At 50.5% G+C, this 18,632-nt stretch carries 11 protein-coding genes and 1 pseudogene; 2 read left to right on the top strand and 10 right to left on the bottom strand.

All coding sequences use genetic code 11. From position 1 onward, the window contains the following. Positions 1 to 42: 42 nt before the first annotated feature. Positions 43 to 987: a tyrosine-type recombinase/integrase gene (locus tag Q0P86_RS04370; protein WP_295037704.1), complete on the top strand. Its 945-nt coding sequence runs from the start codon at positions 43 to 45 to the stop codon at positions 985 to 987. A 76-nt stretch (positions 988 to 1,063) separates the two neighbouring features. Here Q0P86_RS04370 and Q0P86_RS04365 read toward each other — a convergent pair whose 3' ends face one another. The 3 genes from Q0P86_RS04365 to Q0P86_RS04355 are packed head-to-tail and all read right to left on the bottom strand — an operon-like array spanning position 1,064 to position 4,750. Continuing rightward, positions 1,064 to 2,194, bottom strand: a complete 1,131-nt coding sequence (locus tag Q0P86_RS04365) for a hypothetical protein (protein ID WP_139257639.1) — start codon at positions 2,192 to 2,194, stop codon at positions 1,064 to 1,066. Between the two features lie 8 nt (positions 2,195 to 2,202). Continuing rightward, positions 2,203 to 3,399 (bottom strand): hypothetical protein, encoded by a 1,197-nt coding sequence (locus Q0P86_RS04360; RefSeq protein ID WP_295037703.1) that lies wholly within the window; start codon positions 3,397 to 3,399, stop codon positions 2,203 to 2,205. Between the two features lie 13 nt (positions 3,400 to 3,412). Next, on the bottom strand, positions 3,413 to 4,750 hold the full coding sequence (locus tag Q0P86_RS04355; protein ID WP_295037701.1) for an MATE family efflux transporter: 1,338 nt from the start codon (positions 4,748 to 4,750) through the stop codon (positions 3,413 to 3,415). A 130-nt stretch (positions 4,751 to 4,880) separates the two neighbouring features. Between Q0P86_RS04355 and ychF the strand changes: the two genes are divergently transcribed. Further along, positions 4,881 to 5,978 carry a redox-regulated ATPase YchF gene (ychF, locus tag Q0P86_RS04350; RefSeq protein WP_072976638.1) on the top strand — a complete coding sequence of 366 codons (1,098 nt, stop codon included), beginning with the start codon at positions 4,881 to 4,883 and terminating at the stop codon, positions 5,976 to 5,978. A gap of 249 nt (positions 5,979 to 6,227) precedes the next feature. On the opposite strand, the gene Q0P86_RS04345 is transcribed toward ychF, so the two are convergent. The 7 genes and pseudogenes from Q0P86_RS04345 to Q0P86_RS04315 form a co-directional block, all read right to left on the bottom strand. Continuing rightward, positions 6,228 to 6,821, bottom strand: coding sequence for a hypothetical protein (locus Q0P86_RS04345; protein WP_295037698.1), 594 nt, complete (start codon positions 6,819 to 6,821; stop codon positions 6,228 to 6,230). Further along, on the bottom strand, positions 6,821 to 9,256 hold the full coding sequence (locus Q0P86_RS04340; RefSeq protein ID WP_295037696.1) for a formylglycine-generating enzyme family protein: 2,436 nt from the start codon (positions 9,254 to 9,256) through the stop codon (positions 6,821 to 6,823). The genes Q0P86_RS04345 and Q0P86_RS04340 overlap by 1 nt, the downstream gene beginning before the upstream one ends. Before the next feature lie 83 nt (positions 9,257 to 9,339). Beyond that, positions 9,340 to 14,649, bottom strand: a complete 5,310-nt coding sequence (gene uvrA / locus Q0P86_RS04335; RefSeq protein ID WP_295037694.1) for an excinuclease ABC subunit UvrA — start codon at positions 14,647 to 14,649, stop codon at positions 9,340 to 9,342. A 118-nt stretch (positions 14,650 to 14,767) separates the two neighbouring features. After that, positions 14,768 to 15,016: a hypothetical protein gene (locus Q0P86_RS04330; protein WP_295037692.1), complete on the bottom strand. Its 249-nt coding sequence runs from the start codon at positions 15,014 to 15,016 to the stop codon at positions 14,768 to 14,770. 104 nt (positions 15,017 to 15,120) lie between these two features. Further along, the gene (locus Q0P86_RS04325) at positions 15,121 to 16,620 is read right to left on the bottom strand and encodes a glycosyltransferase (protein ID WP_295037690.1); all 1,500 of its coding nucleotides are present in this window, start codon (positions 16,618 to 16,620) and stop codon (positions 15,121 to 15,123) included. Positions 16,621 to 16,637: 17 nt separating this feature from the next. Continuing rightward, positions 16,638 to 17,765, bottom strand: coding sequence for an FISUMP domain-containing protein (locus Q0P86_RS04320; protein WP_295037688.1), 1,128 nt, complete (start codon positions 17,763 to 17,765; stop codon positions 16,638 to 16,640). Beyond that, a pseudogene (locus Q0P86_RS04315) lies at positions 17,758 to 18,632 on the bottom strand (hypothetical protein); the annotation flags it as partial. The gene Q0P86_RS04320 and the pseudogene Q0P86_RS04315, both read right to left, overlap by 8 nt.

The following is an 18,632-nucleotide window of genomic DNA, read 5'->3' as shown; positions in this document are numbered from 1 at the left end:
AGAATTATTTTTAGGGTGAAGACCACCAGGAACATGTTTTAGATGAACCTTTCGGAACACATCGGACATTTTTTGCAGTACATCGCGGACAGGCGGCGTTTTTCGCCGCGCACGGTGGACACTTACCGCAAGTCGCTGACGAAATTTCTGGAGCATCTGGGCGCAACCCCCGTACAGGACTCCCCGCAGGAATCGTTTCCACCGTTCGAGAACGCTCCGGAACTCTCCGCATTTTCGGATATGAACGTCAAGGCCTTCGTTTGGGACCTGAAGATGAAACAGAAGCTTGCCCCGACAAGCATCTGCGAGCACCTGGCCGCCTTAAAAAGTTTCGGCAAGTACCTGGTCAAGAGTAAAATCACCGAGAAGAATCCTGCCGAAAGCGTGCCGATGCCCAAGCGCCCCAAACGCCTCGTGAACGTGCTCGGGCAAAAGGACCTCGCCGAAGAAAAATTTCCCGAATTGCCCGAAAACGCAACGCTTCCCCAGGTGCGCGCCCGCATCCTGCTCGAACTCATCTACGGTTCAGGCCTGCGTATTTCGGAATGCCAGATGCTCACCTGGGACCGCATCAACGAAAAGGAATTCCTGGTCCGTGTACTCGGCAAGGGCAACAAGGAACGCATCGTACCGCTTACGGAAAGTTTCGTAAGTCGCATCGCAAATTACAAACAAATGCAACTTGCGGTGGGACACGTTCCCACCGCCACCGGCTACGTTTTCTTAAGCGAAGACGGAAAGCCTTTCGGCCTGCGCACACTCCGGAACGACATCCAGCACCTGCTTCGCGAAATCGGCTGGGAAGGCAAGGCAAGCCCGCACGTGCTGCGACACAGCTTCGCCACGCACCTGCTCGAGAACGGCGCCGAAATTATGAGCGTCAAGGAGATGCTCGGTCATTCGAATATCTCCACCACTCAAGTTTATACTCATGTAAATGCAGAACGCCTGCGCGCCGCCTTCAAGAAGACGCACCCAAGAGCTTAGACGAGTTCAGAATTCAGTGTTCGGAGTTAAATCAAAGTTCTGAGTTGAAAAATAATTCTGAATTCCGAAAACCGAATTAGAAGAAGCTTCCCTTGATGCCGACGGCGATGGTCCACTGCTGGCCAAAGTCACTCCAGTCGGGAGCGTCCCACTTACGCATGGGGCTTTCATCGTATTCGTCGCTCGGGTCAGCCGCATTGGCCTTGTCGTGCAGCGGCAGCGAAACGGCGAGGAACACCGGGAAATCCGCATTCGAGAACTCGATGCCATAAGCGAAAGCCACAGACCACGCCTGATGATCAGGATCCGGACGCGGATCGTAGGTACCGACCTTTTCGGAGTTGATCCAGGCGACTCCGAGCGGAATCGAGAAATTCACGCCGAAGCTCTGCACGATTCCCGGACGGCCACGGTAACCATAAGCGATAGAACCACCGACAGAAGGAGGAGTGTAGGCGCCAAGGTCGTTTTCGCCATACGGCTTGAAGCGGTACTCGAAGCGATCGCCCTTATGGTCCATATCCTTCCAGTAGGAATCGTTGAATTCGTTTTCACCCGAAATCAGGTGCATGGCAAACGGATGCGTGTAGCTAAGACCGTAAAGCCAAATTCCCTGGTCGGTATCTCGGCTGTAATCCCAGCCGAGAGTGAGCGAATACAGGCCCGAGCCCTTTTGGAAACTACTCGGCAAAATTTCTTCGGCGGCATCAGTACCGCGCTTGATGTCGTACTGCCCCGTAGGAATGGTGAGACTCGCCGAAAGAGATGCGGCACCACCGCTACCGATTGTCTTGCTGAAGTCAAAGCTGATATCGCCCATACCGCCCGTCGTACGGTCGGTCGGAATCTGGTTGCTGCGGTACTGCACTTCGCCACTGTGGCTCATCCACGGAATGGACACGCCTAGCTTGGTGGACCATGTCGGCTTAATCGAAAAATGCGGAGTAAATGTCACACCCGAAAAATTTTGCCCGACGCTGTACTTGGTAAAGACTTCGGTTTCAAGGTATCCACCCGAAACACCCTGACCAATCCACTTGATACCATCTCCCGAGCCGCCACCCGAACCACCGGCACCGCAACCGCCAATAGACTCCCACGGAGTCGCCACTTCGACAGGCGAATTCAAACCAGCATAAAAAGCAACGCCCGAAAGAGCCGCCACGGCAGCTCCCGACAAAATCCCGCTAAATAAACTCTTCTTCACGATTCACCTCACGGGAGTTCAAGCAAAAAGCCCAAGTTTGTACCGGTCGCCACAAAGCGGCCATCAGGAGAACGTCCGCCAATCATCGGAATCGGGGCAATTTCAATCATATCCCCGGCCCAGGCAAAAGCAAGGTCGGCAGGAGCACCCGTCGCAACCGAGACTTCGCGCATCACCGTACGACCAGCACTCCCATCTTGCACCGAAACTTCGGACAGGTCATTCTTGTTCACAAACTGCGATCCCTGCGGGAATTCCGTCCACATCACGAACAGGCGTTCCGCATAGGTAAACCAGCGCGGTTGAACCGGTTCCGAAATCATACCCGGAGACTTTTCAATTTCAATAGGCTTCGAATTTCCGGACAATTCCTGAATAAAGGATTTCCACCCCGTCATCGAAGAATTGATCATGTTGTAGACCACATAATTTCCATCAGGCGAAATCATGGGGCTGTCCATCATCCAGCCATCGACTCCCGACGGCTTCTTGAGCGTCTTTGCCCCCTTGGTTCCGCCGTTCGCATAATCCACAAATACAATTTCATCTTTCTTGTTCACATAAACCAGGCGCACCTGATTCGTACCGAAGAAATCTTCCACCGTGCTATCCGCGGCAGCCGTATCGGGTTCGGCACCAGTTTCTACCCACAGGTGAGGCGTCGCAAACTCGCTCATTTCCTTGTTGTAGAAAAAGAACTTTTTCTTGTCGGACATACGGACTGCAAACATGCCGTAATCCATATCGCTTTCCTTACAGCCACTTTCTCCCTTGGAATTGAAGGCGCGGAGAGCAACGATATAATTCGGATGCGTACTCCATTCAGGATCTTGGAACTGGCAATCGCCCGCCTCGGTATCGCGCATCAGGTACCAGAGCACCTTGCCCGACGTATCGGACACCGAAAGGCGATCATGCTGCACCACCTTCGACGTCGTGTAAACGGAATCCGGAGCCTTAACCTTGAGCGTACCGCCAAAATTCAACCACAGCATCGAAGCCGGGTAGTTTTTAGGATCTTGAGAGACCGAGGGATTGCAAATTTGCTTTCCGTCGTTCACCGCATAAAGCGTCCCCATATCGGTCACCGAATTGTTGGAATTCGAATTTTCCCCTTTTTCAGATTCCACGAACTGTTCCGGTTCGTAAACGCATGCCGAAAGGGCGAACATTAAAGATAAGGCTGTAAGGCTTAAATATCGCATCAACCGAAATATACTAAAACTTAACCCGTTTTATGTGGTAGAAGTAGATTCCCATAATCACAGAAATCGTAAGAACCCAGCTTATCGGGTAAACCACCATCAACGAGGCAAAGGATTTGTACCTGGGGAACACGAAAATCACCCAGAGGATTCGGATTCCGCACACCCCCGCCATGCAGGTAAGCGCAGGCGCCAGGGACTTGCCCATTCCCGAAAGCGCCCCGGAAAACACATCCAGGAAAACATTAATGAACAAGAGTCCCACCACCACATACATGCGGATGGAGGCTATTTCAATAATTTCGGTATTCGACGTAAACACCGAAAGCATCGGATAGGCGAAAATGCAGCAAAGCGCGTTCAAGACAACTGTAGAGCAACACCCCAGCAAAAGCGACCAGCGGACCGTACGGCGGCAACGTTCCAAATTCTTGGCACCGTAATTCTGCCCCACGAATGTCACGCACGCCTGCGAAAAAGAACTCAGCCAATAGTACACCACGAATTCGTAATTGAGGGCAATCGACGAAGCCGCCACCGTTGCAGAACCGAGGCTATTGATAGCCGACTGCAGGCACACATTGCTAAACGAGAATACGACGCCGCGAAGCCCTGTCGGAATCCCTACGCGCAGAATGCGGCTCAAGAAGAAGGGCGTCACGCGCAACTTCCAGAGCTCCAATTTGAAGGGGCCCACCTCATGCAGCAGGAGGTAGAACAAAGTAACGCCACTGATAGCATTGGCAATGACCGTCGCAATCGCCACGCCCGACACGCCCAGCCCAAAACCCGCCACCAGAACCAGGTTCAGCACCACATTCACAGCACCTGCCACCATGAGCACATAGAGCGGACGCTTGGTATCGCCCTTTCCGCGCAGGATCGCCGCGATAAAGTTATAGACCATGGCAAAAGGCATTCCCACAAAGTAGATTTGCAGGTAAAGCACGGCGTCGTCCAGAATGTCTGCCGGAGTCGAGATGGCCGAAAGAATGGGATGCGCGAATAAGACTCCCACGAACGAAAGGAAAATTCCGCTAAAGAACGATACCATCACCGAAGTGTGTACACTGCGGGTCACGGAGCGGTAACTGCGTTCACCGATGGAATTGGCAACCACCACATTCGCCCCGACCGAAATTCCCACGAACAGGTTGATGAGCAAATTGATGACGAAAGTGTTCGCACCGACCGCCGCCAGCGCCTTGTCGCCAGCGAACTGCCCCACTACGGCAACATCCGTCAAGTTGAACAGCTGCTGGAAAATGCTGCTCAAGGCAATCGGAATGGCAAACCACAGGATCTTTCTCCCCAGGGGGCCATTCAACATATCTACATTGGTCTTTGCCATACTCACCTTAAAATCGGGCGTAAATTTAGATTTTCACGCAGCCGCCCACAAGGGCATTTTTCTACCTTTACTACGCAAAAAAATTAGAGCGGCCCACATTTTTCCGGGTCGCCATCAAACGGAGATTATCATGGGTTTTAAATGCGGTATCGTAGGCCTCCCCAACGTGGGCAAGTCCACCATCTTTAACGCCATCACCAACGCCGGCGCCGAAGCGGCCAACTACCCCTTCTGCACCATTGAACCGAACGTGGGCATGGTGAGCGTGCCTGACAGCCGCCTCGACGAGCTGGTCAAGGTCTACAATCCGAAATCCATCGTTCCCGCCGTTACAGAATTTGTAGACATTGCAGGTCTTGTAAAGGGTGCCGCCCAGGGCGAAGGCCTCGGCAACCAGTTTCTGACTCACATCCGTGAATGCGAAGCCATCATGGAAGTCATCCGCTGCTTCGACGACGAAAACATCGTGCACGTGCACGGTTCCGTTGACCCGGTCCGCGACGTGGAAATCATCGAAACCGAACTGATTTTGAAGGACCTCGACTCTGTCGAAAAACGCCTCGCTACCGAAGCCAAGGCCGCCCGCATGGGTGGTGCCGAAGCCAAGGCCCGCCTCGCCGCTTGCGAAAAGCTCCGCGACGCCTTCCAGGAAGGTAAGGCAGCCCGCACCGTGATGCACGACAGCGAAGAAATGGAACTCATCGTGAAGGATTTGGCCCTGCTGACTGCAAAGCCGCTCTTCTACTGTGCAAACGTCAAGGAAGACGATATCCTGACCGGTAACGCCTACGTCGAAAAGCTGAAGGAATACGCAGCCGCAAACGGTCACGAAGTCATCATGATCAGCGGCAAGATCGAAGAAGAACTTTCTGCCATGGAACCCGACGAAAAGGCCGAATTTTTGAAGGAACTCGGCATGAAGGAATCGGGCCTCGACGCCGTGGTGCGCAAGGGCTACGAAATCCTCGGACTCCGCACCTTCTTTACCGCCGGTGAAAAGGAATGCCGCGCCTGGACGTTCCATGCAGGCTACAAGGCCCCGCAGTGCGCAGGCGTGATTCACACCGACTTCGAACGCGGCTTCATTCGCGCCGAAACATTAAGCTACGAAGACTTCCTGAAGCACGGCAGCTGGAACGCCGCCAAGGAAGCAGGCCTCGTCCGCACCGAAGGCAAGGACTACGTGGTACAGGATGGCGACATCATGTACTTCCTGTTCAACGTGTAAATAGAGAAAGTCGCATCTAGTTGCGACAAAATGCGCCATAGGCGCTCACGAAAATAATCCGCTTTCACTCTAGAGTTTTCACCAAGGCAGAGCGGATTATTAAGTGCAGGGAGGGTCTTAGGGAGGGCGGAGCCTTCCCTAGTCTCTATTAGGCGCTCACGAAAATAATCTGCTTTCACTCTAGAGTTTTCACCAAGGCAGAGCGGATTATTAAGTGCAGGGAGGGGCTTAGGGAGGGCGGAGCCTTCCCTAGTCTTTTTTACGACGGGCCTTGATTTCTTCGACAATCGGGCGGATGATACTTGCGAGGTTCATCGCCGTTCCAATCAGAATCATGAACGACGCCGCATGGATTCCGGGGCCGGGTTCCACCTTCAAGAGCGGAATTCCCATGCTCGCATTAACTTGTCCTAGCTGAGCCAGGAAAAACCACATTGCGACCATCGTAATCATCCCCATGGCGATTGATCCGAGCGGCGTAAACAGGGCGAAGACCGCCGCGATTACAGTACCGATCAACACTGCATAAAGCGCCGAGACAGGTTCCATTTTCGGGAAATGGGGCATAGCTTCCTTGAATTTTTCCAGAGCTGCCGGATTGCCGGACTGCATTTTATGGAGAATGCCCAGCGCAGGTTCCTTCAAGGATGTTTCCAGATTCAAACCAGAAACAAGTTCATACAGGTTCGGCTCGGCAACGACCTTTTCATCGTTACAAGAAACATTGGCTAACGGCATCAACAGAGCCAAAAGGACCAGCAAATAGGGAATTGCCGTCAACTTCTTGAAAAGCCTCTTTTCGCGTATGCCTGTAGGTATATCGTTTTTAGCAATATCAGTCATTACTTCTGCTGTCCCTCAAAGATGTTACGCGGGAAGGCGCAACGGAAACCAAGCCTGTCGGACCAGTAGCGTGGATCTTCATCGTCGCTTTCGGTCAGGTTCAAGTCTTCTTCCTTGTCTTTCCAGGAGCCGCCCTTATAGACCTTGGACGAACCGAAGAAGGAACCCGTCGGGTTAGAGGATTCTACCCAGACAGAGAACATGAAGTAGGAATCCTGAGTCCATTCGGCCACGTTACCCGACATATCGAAAATACCCCAGGCGTTGGACTTCTTGCTGCTGACCGGCTGCGGACCATACGCAGGATTTTTCTTGCCCAAGCTATAGGAATTTGCCTTGTAAATGGCATAAAGTCCCGGGTTCGGATCTTCGTCCAGGTTCCACAAGGCGCCTTCGTTGTTATCGGCACGGCCGGCAAATTCCCACTGGGCCTCGGTCGGCAGGTCGCCACCAATAGCCTTGCAGAACGCTCGGGCATCGCTCCATGTAATGTTGTGCACCGGAATACGGGCGCCCTTGAAAGTGGAGCGGTCCTTCACCTGTTTCGTCGAATCGAGATGAGACATCACATCCTTGAAGTACTGTTGCGTCACTTCGGTCGTCTGAATACCAAAGCCGGACATCGCCACGACCTTACCCTTGTAACGGAACGAACCGGAATCGATTAGGGCGACATTGCCGTGCATCTTGTCGCGAATCACGCGAGGGACACGCAAAGCCATGTCAAGAACAAGACCGTCGTCTTCCTGCTGCTTGACCTTTTCAGGAGTTTCAGTGAGCAGGTGCGGTATTTCTTCGACTGGACGGTTCAGCCATTCCTGGACTTCCTGATGATCAAAGATGTAACCCGGCAATTCAAAGGCACCGCGGCAGGGAACCTTCGCATTGTTTATGGAGAGTTCAAGTTTCACATAACGGTAATGGTGACGGCCGACCAAGTCGGCGCCGTTATAAAGCCACACCGGTTTGTTATTCTCGAGGCTAATGAACGCGCGCACGGCAACACCCGAAGAAAGGAGCGCGTAGAGAGAATCCGCCGTGTATTCCTTGGCATTACCGCTCCAGGACACATCAAAGCGTTCACCCTGCTTGCCGAATACCAGACGGACGGCCTTGAGCTTGCAAACCTTGGCAGGAGCAGGTTCAGCCGCAGCCGGTGCGGGAGCCTGCTTGGAGGAATCTGCCGCAGCAGAATCCGCCGCAGCCGTTGCATTCTTCGTCGCAGAAGAGTCTGTCACCACAGCGGAATCCGCCGCATGGGCAGTAGAATCAGTCTGAGCCGTAGTATCGGCCTTCACAGAATCAGCTTTAACAGCAGAATCAACGGGAGCCGGAGCCGGCTCCTCGGGGCAAGTCTCGTCTTCATAAACAGGTTCAATCTTTGTCGGGACCAGCGAAACTTGCAACGGAAGACTCTGCAAGCTATCCAGCTTATGGCGCAGGGCCCTGTTTACGATGCTTGCGGAACCCATCTTGTTCATGCGCCACATCAACAGGGATTCTTCGCGCTTATTGTTGTAGCGGTTGCGATACTTGATATAGACGCTGTCATCCGCAGCAACACCCAAAGAAAGGGGCTTACGCAGCGACGGATAGTTTTTTCCGAAATCATTGGTATCAACCTTGGGAATCGAGCTCTGGATTTCCTTGGAAAGGATATCGAACAGGGATTCAGTTTCTTCCAGGGTTTTCGCGTTGGCAACAGCCTCCATGGTCACCGAAGTCGTCACCTTCACCTTGGAAACCGTATCGGCAACCACCATTTGCGGTTGGAGTTTGACTTCGGAATCCTCTACGGAAACGGCATCGACATACGGAAGGTAATTAGGAGCCTCGAAAATGAAGGCGTACATTCCACGGGACAGAGGGTAAATGCGCGGCGGGACATTCTTCATACGGGCAGAAATGGATGTCACCTGCAAATTGGGAACCGGAGATTCAATCGTCAAGATACCGGGGCGACTCGTTTCCTGCAGCACCTGCCACTGGCCGTTCTTCTTGAAAAAGAGCTTGGGAACACGCGGAGAATAGATATAGTCCTTGTCGAAATAGATATCGGCTTCGTCCTGGAACGCTCTAGAATTCTGCGTCGCATAGAAACGCATCAGCATTACTTCGGCTGGTTTCAGGTAGTTATCCGCCATACTGAACGCATGGAGTTTTTCGAAGTTTTCAACATTGACCGGACCGGAGAACCAGAGGTATTCCTTCGGGCCCTTCTTATGACGCAGGAACATGATACTCGGCTTAAGCGGAACCATGGGTGGTTCCGAGAGGATCATATTGCCTTCCTTGATAATCGCCATATTGGCAATCGGCTGAAGGGAAACGCCTTCCTTGAACATCACCGGGGCGACCCTAAAGTTCTTGTCGCTGTCAGCCAGCGCAAGAATCGGGAGCAACAGCAAGAACGGAAGCAATCGTTTTAAGGACATATCAACTCCTATATTCAAATCCACCAGAACACACAAAATGTTCCATTTTTCTCACATAAAGATAACATTTTTGCTAAAAAGACTCAATCATTCGCCCCCATTTTGAGCAAATAACCGCCTTCGGAGCCCCCAACCGGGCCTAATTCCACCTTCCAATCCGAAAGCCGGATAATGTCCGGATGGTGTTCGATGACAATCACGGTATCGCCACGGGCAGACAGCTTGCGGAGCATATTCCAGAGGATTTGGATATCCCTGAGGTGGAGTCCCGTGGTCGGTTCGTCAAGCAAGTAGACCATTTCCTGGGCGGGCTTGCGGGCAAGTTCCGCAGCAAGTTTGAGGCGCTGGGATTCGCCCCCGCTGAGGGTAGTCACGGACTGGCCAAGTTTTACGTACGGGAGGCCCACATCGCGCAGACATTCCAGCTTCGGGAGGATTTTCGGCTGGTCCTTGAAAAATTCGCAGGCTTCGGCGACGCGCATGTCGAGCACGTCGGCGATGTTCTTGCCCTTGAATGTGACGGTAAGAGTCTCCTGATTGTAGCGCTTGCCGCCGCAGACATCGCAGACTTCCCACACGTCCGAAAGGAAGTGCATTTCCACCGAGATAGCGCCGCGGCCTTCGCAGGCCTCGCAGCGGCCGCGGGCCAAGTTGTAACTGAAGCGCCCGTAGTCGAAGCCCTTCAACTTGGCTTGCGGCAGTTTGGCGAACAGCTTACGGATGTCGTCAAACACGCCCGTAAAACTGGCGGGCGTGCTGCGAGGAGTCCCCGAAATCGGGCTCTGGTCCACCAGCAACACTTCGCCGCTCTGTTTTTTGCGACCGCGGGCCTGGAATTTCTTCTTGAGGCGCGGGTAGATTTCGTCCATGACCATGGAACTCTTACCCGAGCCAGACACACCGCAGACCACGCTAATGGCTCCCTTCGGGAACTTTACAGACAAATTCTTAAGATTGTTATGATTCAGTTTTTCGAATTCGTAGAATTCCGTGGAATCGGTAATGGGCTTTGCCGCAATCTCGTTCGCCATCGGGATGGTGTGCGTCAAATACTTGACCGTTTCGCTGCGCGGGAACTGTTGCAGGGCATAAGGCTTAGAAAGCTGTTCCGGAGAACCTTCGGCGACGACTTCACCGCCGAACTCACCCGCCGCAGGGCCCATATCGATAATATGGTCTGCCGCCTGCATCATCTTCATGTCGTGTTCCACCACGACGAGCGTATTGCCGAGGTCGCGCAGGCGGTAAAGCGTATTGAGGAGCATGGCGGTATCGCTTTCGTGCAAGCCCACCGTGGGTTCGTCAAGCACATAGAGCACGCCTTCGAGACCACTACCGATCTGGCTCGCCAGGCGAATACGCTGGGATTCACCGCCTGAAAGCGTGTCGCCCGCACGATCAAGACCGATGTAACCGAGGCCTACACCCTTGAGGAAGTTCAAGCGGCCCACAATTTCGCGGAGCAGAGGTTCGGCGACCGTCATCTTGCCGTCGGGATTCTTGTCTTTCCCGAAATTATCTCGCTTAAAGTTTTCGTTGCTGAACCAATCGAGCGCCTGGGCGATGCTCATGTGGTTCACATCCATGATGTTCTTGTCGCCGATGCGGACCGCCAGATATTCCGGTTTCAAACGTTCGCCGTGGCAATCGGGGCAGACTTCGCCGTCCTTAAAGTGACCGAGGCCAAGGCAGGTTTCGCAGGCGCCCCAGTGCGTGTTGAAACTGAAGTGTTTCGGGTTCAGCGCCGAATCCATGTACCAGCCGCAATCGGGGCAGCCCGGCTTTTCGGAGCAGGCCAAGCGACCGCCCTTCTCGTCTTCCACGTAGAGAATTCCGTTACCGTCGCGGTAGCCGCGTTCAAAGGCTTCTACCAGGCGGGCGCGGTTTTCTTCCTTGACCACCACCGTATCAACGACGGCGAACAGTTGCTTTTCGCGGGTCGGAATTTTCGGCAGCGGCAGTTCCACCAGCTTATCGCCGAGGTAAACCTTGCGGTAACCCTTCTCGGTAAGGATTTTCGAAAGTTTGAGCACATCCTTGATTTCGAACGGGGCAAGCACCGTGACTTTTTTGTTCAAGTCGCGGTCGAAGGCGTATTGCATCAGGTCGCCCACGCTGTACGAAGACACGGGCTTCCCGCATTTCAAGCAATGCGGGGTGCCGACCCTCGCCCAGAAAATGCGGAAGTAGTCATAAATTTCGGTGAGGGTCGCCACCGTACTGCGCGGACTCTTGCTCGCACTCTTCTGGTCGATGGCGATCGCCGGCGCGAGGCCCGAAATAGAATCAATGCTTCCGTGATCGGGGCGACCGAGGAATCGGCGGGCATAAGTACTTAAAGTTTCAACAAAGCGGCGCTGGCCTTCGCTAAACAGCGTATGGAAAGCGAGGCTCGACTTGCCAGAGCCCGAAACGCCTGTGACCACCGTAAGCTTGTGCCGCGGAATCGTCACGTCGATGTTCTTGAGGTTATGCTTGCGGGCGCCATGCACCTCGATATCCAGCGACAAGTCTTCGCCGCCCTTGAGCGTGCGGTCAAAATGCTGATTTTCGCCGTGCTTTTTCGCAAGCACCGGCGCGAGGTACTTGCCCGTTTCGGATTTCTTGCATTTCGCAATCTGTTCCGGCGTTCCTGTCGCAATCACTCGCCCGCCGTGAATACCCGCATCCGGGCCCAAATCAATAATCCAGTCGGCGCACTTGATCACATCCAGGTTGTGTTCGATAATCACGACGCTGTTGCCGAGACTGCGCAAGCGGTTCAGGCAATCCATGAGCTTGCGGATATCTTCAAAGTGCAAGCCCGTCGTCGGTTCGTCGAGCAGGTAAAGCGTCTTGCCTGTACCCGGGCGACGCAGTTCAGAAGCAATTTTAATGCGCTGCGCCTCTCCCCCGCTCAGCGTTGTCGAAGGCTGGCCCAGAGTGAGGTAGCCGAGGCCCACTTCCACAAGCAAATTCAGCGGTTCTGCAATCTTCGGGATATCCTTGAAAAATTCCGCCGCATCGGCGATGCTCATGTCGAGAATTTCGGAGACGTTCTTGCCCTTGAAATACACTTCGCGGGTTGCATCGTTAAAGCGCTTGCCGCCGCACACATCGCAAGTCACCTGCACACTCGGAAGAATATGCATGTCCACGATTTTCACGCCCGCACCTTCGCAGGCATCGCAGCGGCCGCCCTTCACGTTAAAGCTGAAGCGGCTCTTACTGTAACCGCGAATCTTGCTTTCTTCCATGCTGGCGAAAAGGTCGCGCACGTCGTCCCAAATCTTCGTGTACGTCGCCGGGTTGCTTCGCGGCGTGCGGCCAATGGGCGTCTGGTCGATTTCAATCACCTTGTCGATATTCTCGAGGCCTTCCAAATGGTCGAACTTGCCCACCGGTTCTTCGGAATTGTAGAACACGCGGGCCAATTCGCGGCGCAGAATCTGGTTAATCAGCGTACTCTTGCCGGAGCCAGAAACGCCCGTCACCACCGTCAACGCACCATCCAGCGGGATTTCCACATCGATGTTCTTGAGGTTATTCTCGGCGGCACCGCAAATCTTGAGTTTCGGCGTATTCTTGTCAATCTTCTTGCGCTTTTCGGGAATTTCAATGGCCTTGCGACCGCTCAAGTACGCGCCCGTCAGCGACGCCTTGTTCTTCTCGAGTTCTTCGACGGTTCCTGCCGCAATTACGCGACCGCCTTCCACACCGGCACCCGGCCCCACGTCAATCACGCAGTCCGCATGGCGCATGGTGTCTTCGTCGTGTTCCACGATAATCAGAGAGTTGCCCTGCGCGCGCAAATGTTCCAGCATCCCGAGCAGTTTATCGTTATCGCGGGGGTGAAGCCCGATGCTCGGCTCGTCAAGCACGTAAAGCACGCCCTGCAGGCCGGCGCCCACGGCGCTTGCCAAGCGTATGCGTTGAGCCTCGCCGCCACTCAAAGTAGAAGCCTTGCGGTTGATGGCCAGGTAACCCAGCCCCACCGCATTGAGGAACGAAAGTCGCCCGCGAATCTCTTTCAGAATTTCCTTGCCGATTCGCTTTTCCTTTTCGGACAAGTCAATCTTATTGAAAAATTCCACCGACTTCTCGACGGACCATTCCGTCATCTCGGTCAGGTTCACGCCATGGAACGTGACCGCATTCGCCGTACGGTTGATGCGCGTGCCGTGGCATTCAGGGCAAACGCCAATCTGCATGTACTTGCGGAAGTGGTAAATATGCCACATATCCCACAGTTCTTCCATGATGGGCATGATTCCCCGTTCACTCCCGCTGGGCGTGCCGTACAAGACGGCATCCTGTTGAGCCTTCTTGAGCTTGTTCCACGGCGTATCCAGCGAAAAATGCATCTCGTTCGCGATGTTCCTCAAGTTGCGGCGGCCGAAGTCGCTGAAAATCAGCGTACCGTCATCTTTCTTGATGGTCGCGATGCAGCCTTCTTTAATAGACTTCGTCTTGTCCGGGATAATCAAGTCCAGGTCGAACTTGTAGCTTTCGCCCATGCCCTTACAGGCGGGGCAGCGTCCCTTCGGGTCGTTAAAGCTGAAGAACCGCGGTTCCAGTTCCGGAATAGAGATGCCGCACTTGGGACAAGCGAGCAGCGTTCCCTGCAAGCGATATTCTTCCTTGGCCGCCGCATTTCCAGACTGCGACGCATCCCCCGCACCTGCAGAACCGCCCGCAGCCAGCAAGAAACTCACCAGTTTTCCGTCGGTCAGTTTCAGCGCGCCTTCCAGCGCCTCGCGCAGGCGGCTCATGTTCTTGCGTTCCAGCGTCAGGCGGTCAATCACCGCTTCAATCGTGTGCTTCTCGTAACGCACGAGCGCTGGGACATCTTCCAGGCGATAAATCGTGCCGTCCACGCGGGCACGCACAAATCCGTTTTCCTTGAGTTCGGCCAGTTCCTTGCGGTATTCGCCCTTGCGCTCCTGCACAATCGGCGCCATCACCGTAATCTGCTTGCCTTCGTCACTCACATACAAATTATCGACAATCTGGTCCACCGTCTGCGCCTGGATCACGCGCCCGCAATCGGGGCAGTGCGGCACGCCCAAGCGCGCAAAAAGCAAGCGGTAATGGTCCAAGATTTCCACCACCGTACCCACTGTGGAACGCGGGTTACGGTTCACCGTCTTCTGGTCAATCGAAATCGTCGGCGAAATGCCGCGCACGCTCTCCACCTCAGGATGTTTCATGCGGCCGATAAACTGGCGCGCATACGCCGAAAGCGACTCCACGAAGCGCCTCTGGCCCTCCTGGAACACCGTATCGAAGGCAAGACTCGACTTGCCCGAACCGGAAACGCCGGTCACCACCACGATGGAATCGCGGGGAATGGAAAGGTTCACATGGCGTAAATTGTGCTCGTGCGCATCGCGGATTTCGATAGACTTTGTCATGCCGCGCAATATAGAAAAAGACGGCCCTGCCGTCTAATTTTTAGTGAACATTTGTGTAGAAAATGTTAAATCTTGAACTGCAGGATTTCATCAGCAGTCATAACTGCGGGCATCATCTTTACATTTCGAGTTGGCTACGAAGAACAACGACGTCTTCCAAAGAAAGTCCCGTGGCCGCGACAACTTTCTCGTCAGAATCACCGAGCTTTATCAGATTTTTCGCAATTTCACGAGTACGATCTTCAATCTTCGCATTGATGTCTTCCGCGAATTCCTTGAAGAAACCCTTTCTCAGGGCATTGTGATCCCAGATCTTGTGGTACATATTCCGATAAGCCTCGAACTCTTTCTTTGAAAACTTAGACACTTTTGCGCTTTCTGTCAAGTTTTAGCTCTATTGATTTAACTAAGTATGAAAAATGCGACCGGCAATAATTAATTTGTTTAAAAATACCGCTGCAAGCGGATTTTTTAAACATCTAAAGCATTATACTCTGCATTATATGTAGAGCACCAATTTTTAGCAGCAGAGTCATGTTCATTGAAATTATTGAGATTATCATTTTCAACCAAATGAGCTATTTTTCTCGCACTTAAATGCGCCTTTTCCGCCAGCCGGAATTCACTGCTCATCTTCTTCAAATTCTGCAAGGACTGATAATCCTGCAAAACCTGATTAATAAAATAACGGAGACATTTGGGTTTAATATATTCTATATGAAACCTATTTTTTATTCCGCAATCTTCAAGTCTTAAGGCATTATCCATCTGATCTTTGCCTAAAGGCAACACGAGAAAGGGCACCTCATAGTAAATACATTCTTTAATCGTTGCTAGACCACCGTGAATAACAGCGCAACTAGACCGATCCTCCTTTGCGGCAATGGCTTTAAGAATACGTCTTTGTGGAGCCCACCCGCATACAGTTACATTGTCATATTCATCCCAATGTTTTTGAATAAGAGTGGAACCAACGCACAGTATCAAATGATAATCTTTCATATCAGAAGATTGCATAGCACTTATCATAGACAAGAACAAAGATAAAGCACTATCACCATAATCAAGGACCTGCGAGCCTGCAGTAACATAGATCAATTTCGGTTTTTCAAGTATATATGACCATGGTATTTTAGAGCCATCATCTATAGTATCCAGCTCCCTCGTAATACAAGGTTCTCCATATTGAACTAAGTTTCCATGATATTTAGAATAATTTGTATAATCAAACTTTTTTGCACAGGGAATAAATTCAAACATCGTCTTTAATGGAGCTACAAAATCATCGAGAGAACATTTACAAAAAGTATTCCACAAATCAGGATTTTTCTCGTGGTTCAGAACAATATTGATTAGCTTATTTTGTTCTTCTTCGGTAAAAGCCATTAAGTTTTGCAAAGCATGCGTGGCAAGATCTTCTTTCGGATGCCTTAGATAGGTTGTTGAAAAAACGAAATTCTTTAAAGATTTAAAATAATTTGATTTTTTCCCGTGATAATAAAGAATCAAAGTTTCCAGTGCTGTAAAATACCCCGACACAACCATATCCGGCTTTTTCGAATTGAAAAAATCTCTTATATCTTTAGAATCAATTAATGTTTTGTCTGAGAGATCGAATTTTTTCAGTTCATCATTATTGAAACCCGCAAAAGCGAGATTCCAGATATGGTCTGGTTTCCACCTATTACTCGGAGTAGTCTGAATTTCATTGGTATAGCCATACGGATAGGTCTTCGCAAAAATAGTTTTATAAAAAAAGGTCCTATTATCTTCACTAACAGCGAATGTCGCTTGAAATTTACGAACAATCTCTTCACAATCGGCTATTCCCATATAACTTATGTCATACAATTTTTCATTTTTTGAATTACTCATCGAATTCAAAAAATCCGCCCATGCAAGAGTCGGAAGCCAGTGACCCTGTTCTTTATAGACATCGGGCCAGAAGAGGATTTTTTTCTTGTCTGCCATATAGCACCTCTAAAAAGTTATTTATCCTTGACACAACGAATTGACAAACCGCTAGATCGCCAAATTATGTCATACTCGCCCAATTTATTTCTTTCAAACCTAATCATAAAAGGTCTACTCGCCGAGTTGTATGATGAAGTCCAATATAAAGCAGCACCCGCAATGAAATCAGTAGAATCTCTATACGCATACCTGTATCCAGTTGAATTTATAGACACACCACATGAATTATCCCCGCCCCATTGTTCTGACCTTACAGAACAAGATGAATTTAATTGCAGCCACTCCGTTCGCGTAGGAATTCGCCATCCGCCCGGGCAAATTCCCACAACACTTAAAGAGTCATAACCACCTTCTTCGTTTTGATATCGTTTATACACTGTTGTTTGGGTTGAGTCATAATCCAAAGCAACCGGATTATCATAAAGCCTTCCTCGCCGTTCGCAATAATTCACATCATTGTTAAAACACCACGAATGAGCAGTTAATTCCGGTATTTGAATTGTATCATAATAATTCAAATTTTCTGCCATCCAAATTAAACTACCTACAGTTACAACTTTATACACCTGGCCATCTCTTGAATCAATAATCGTGTCATAGGGAATAGATGGATTCAGGTAATCCCAACTTAATTTATAATACTCGCTAGCACTCGATTCGGCGATGCTGTCGCTTGAAGAACTTTCTACAACCTTTTCGCTGCTGCTGGATTCTACATGTTTTTCCGAACTTGATGACACCTCACTCTTTGCAGAACTCGAAGATTTATTTTCATTCTTTTCGCTGCTGCTGGATTCTACATGTTTTTCCGAACTTGAAGATTCCTCACTCTTTGCAGAACTCGAAGATTTATTTTCATTCTTTTCGCTGCTGCTGGATTCTACATGTTTTTCCGAACTTGAAGATTCCTCACTCTTTGCAGAACTTGAAGATTTATTATCTTTTTTTTCACTACTACTGGATTCTATTGCTTTTTCGGAACTAGATGATTCCTCGATCCTTATAGAACTCGAAGAAAAAAATATTTGAGTTGAGTCGTTAACTGAGCTATATTCTTGAGAATCTTGCGGTGACGAGACGTTTTCAGAACAGCCAACAAGAATTCCAAGAAGAAGCAATAATGGCTTAATTCTTTTATGCATTTTCGCCCCCTTCTCTTGCCGTATATGTCAAATAAACAATTACATCATCTATAGGATAATCATCTGCTTCTTTTTCTTGTTTTAGACCATTTAGCACTAGCGTCCATTTTGAAACCGTGCCATAACCCTCAAAGACGCCTAACTTTTCCGAACTAAATGGCGTTGTGAAGTTATTTGGCTCCTGATGTACTAAACTAGCTACCATTGAGGCGCTTAAAGAGCCTGACGATAAAACAGAATATCCATATATGGATGCAGCAGTAAGTGTAAGTTTCGCATTAAGATAATTCAAAGACGCGTTTTCGGTTAATTTTACATGTATTTGAACATCTTTTATACGCAAGAACGACAAATTCGAGAATTCATTCTCAAAAAATTTTTCGGTTAATTGGAAATTACAAGCTCCATCCTCTCGGATTTTATTCAAAGGATTAACATAGAGTGTGTCATCAATTTCATAATCGTCAGCCTTTTCCTGCAGTTCTTTTAAACTTATCGGTCTAGTTATTTCCATTTCATGCACATCATTTTCAAGATAGGCCTTTTCCATCCGCCTTAAATCAAGCAATATTCGTTCTGGTGCGAGCAGGCCCTTACGGAAATTATCCCAGTAATCATTTTGTATAAAGTCGCAAACAGGAGTTATTTTGCCATCTATCTCAAAATGATATACTCTTTCTGCCATTTTGGCTACATCAAGCAACAGTTTTACGTATTGCTTGAATACTTTTCCGAGTTCCTTTTCAAGCCAAACATACAGTTCGTTATTCGTAAACTTTTCGCTCAAAACTTCATAAGCCTGTTCAGAGCGAAGAATTTCGTTTTCAATACTCTTGTGTTTTTTCTCGACCTGTTGTGTCTTGATTT

The organism is uncultured Fibrobacter sp., assembly GCF_946062555.1.
GTDB lineage: Bacteria > Fibrobacterota > Fibrobacteria > Fibrobacterales > Fibrobacteraceae > Fibrobacter.
This window is presented reverse-complemented; position numbering and strand designations above follow the sequence as displayed.

Bases quoted from the DNA above. Each gene is read 5' to 3' on its own strand.
- Q0P86_RS04370 (WP_295037704.1), top strand. From the start codon at position 43: ATGAACCTTTCGGAACACATCGGACATTTTTTGCAGTACATCGCGGAC.
- Q0P86_RS04360 (WP_295037703.1), bottom strand. From the start codon at position 3,399: ATGCGATATTTAAGCCTTACAGCCTTATCTTTAATGTTCGCCCTTTCG.
- Q0P86_RS04355 (WP_295037701.1), bottom strand. From the start codon at position 4,750: ATGGCAAAGACCAATGTAGATATGTTGAATGGCCCCCTGGGGAGAAAG.
- ychF (WP_072976638.1), top strand. From the start codon at position 4,881: ATGGGTTTTAAATGCGGTATCGTAGGCCTCCCCAACGTGGGCAAGTCC.
- Q0P86_RS04345 (WP_295037698.1), bottom strand. From the start codon at position 6,821: ATGACTGATATTGCTAAAAACGATATACCTACAGGCATACGCGAAAAG.
- Q0P86_RS04340 (WP_295037696.1), bottom strand. From the start codon at position 9,256: ATGTCCTTAAAACGATTGCTTCCGTTCTTGCTGTTGCTCCCGATTCTT.
- uvrA (WP_295037694.1), bottom strand. From the start codon at position 14,649: ATGACAAAGTCTATCGAAATCCGCGATGCGCACGAGCACAATTTACGC.
- Q0P86_RS04325 (WP_295037690.1), bottom strand. From the start codon at position 16,620: ATGGCAGACAAGAAAAAAATCCTCTTCTGGCCCGATGTCTATAAAGAA.
- Q0P86_RS04320 (WP_295037688.1), bottom strand. From the start codon at position 17,765: ATGCATAAAAGAATTAAGCCATTATTGCTTCTTCTTGGAATTCTTGTT.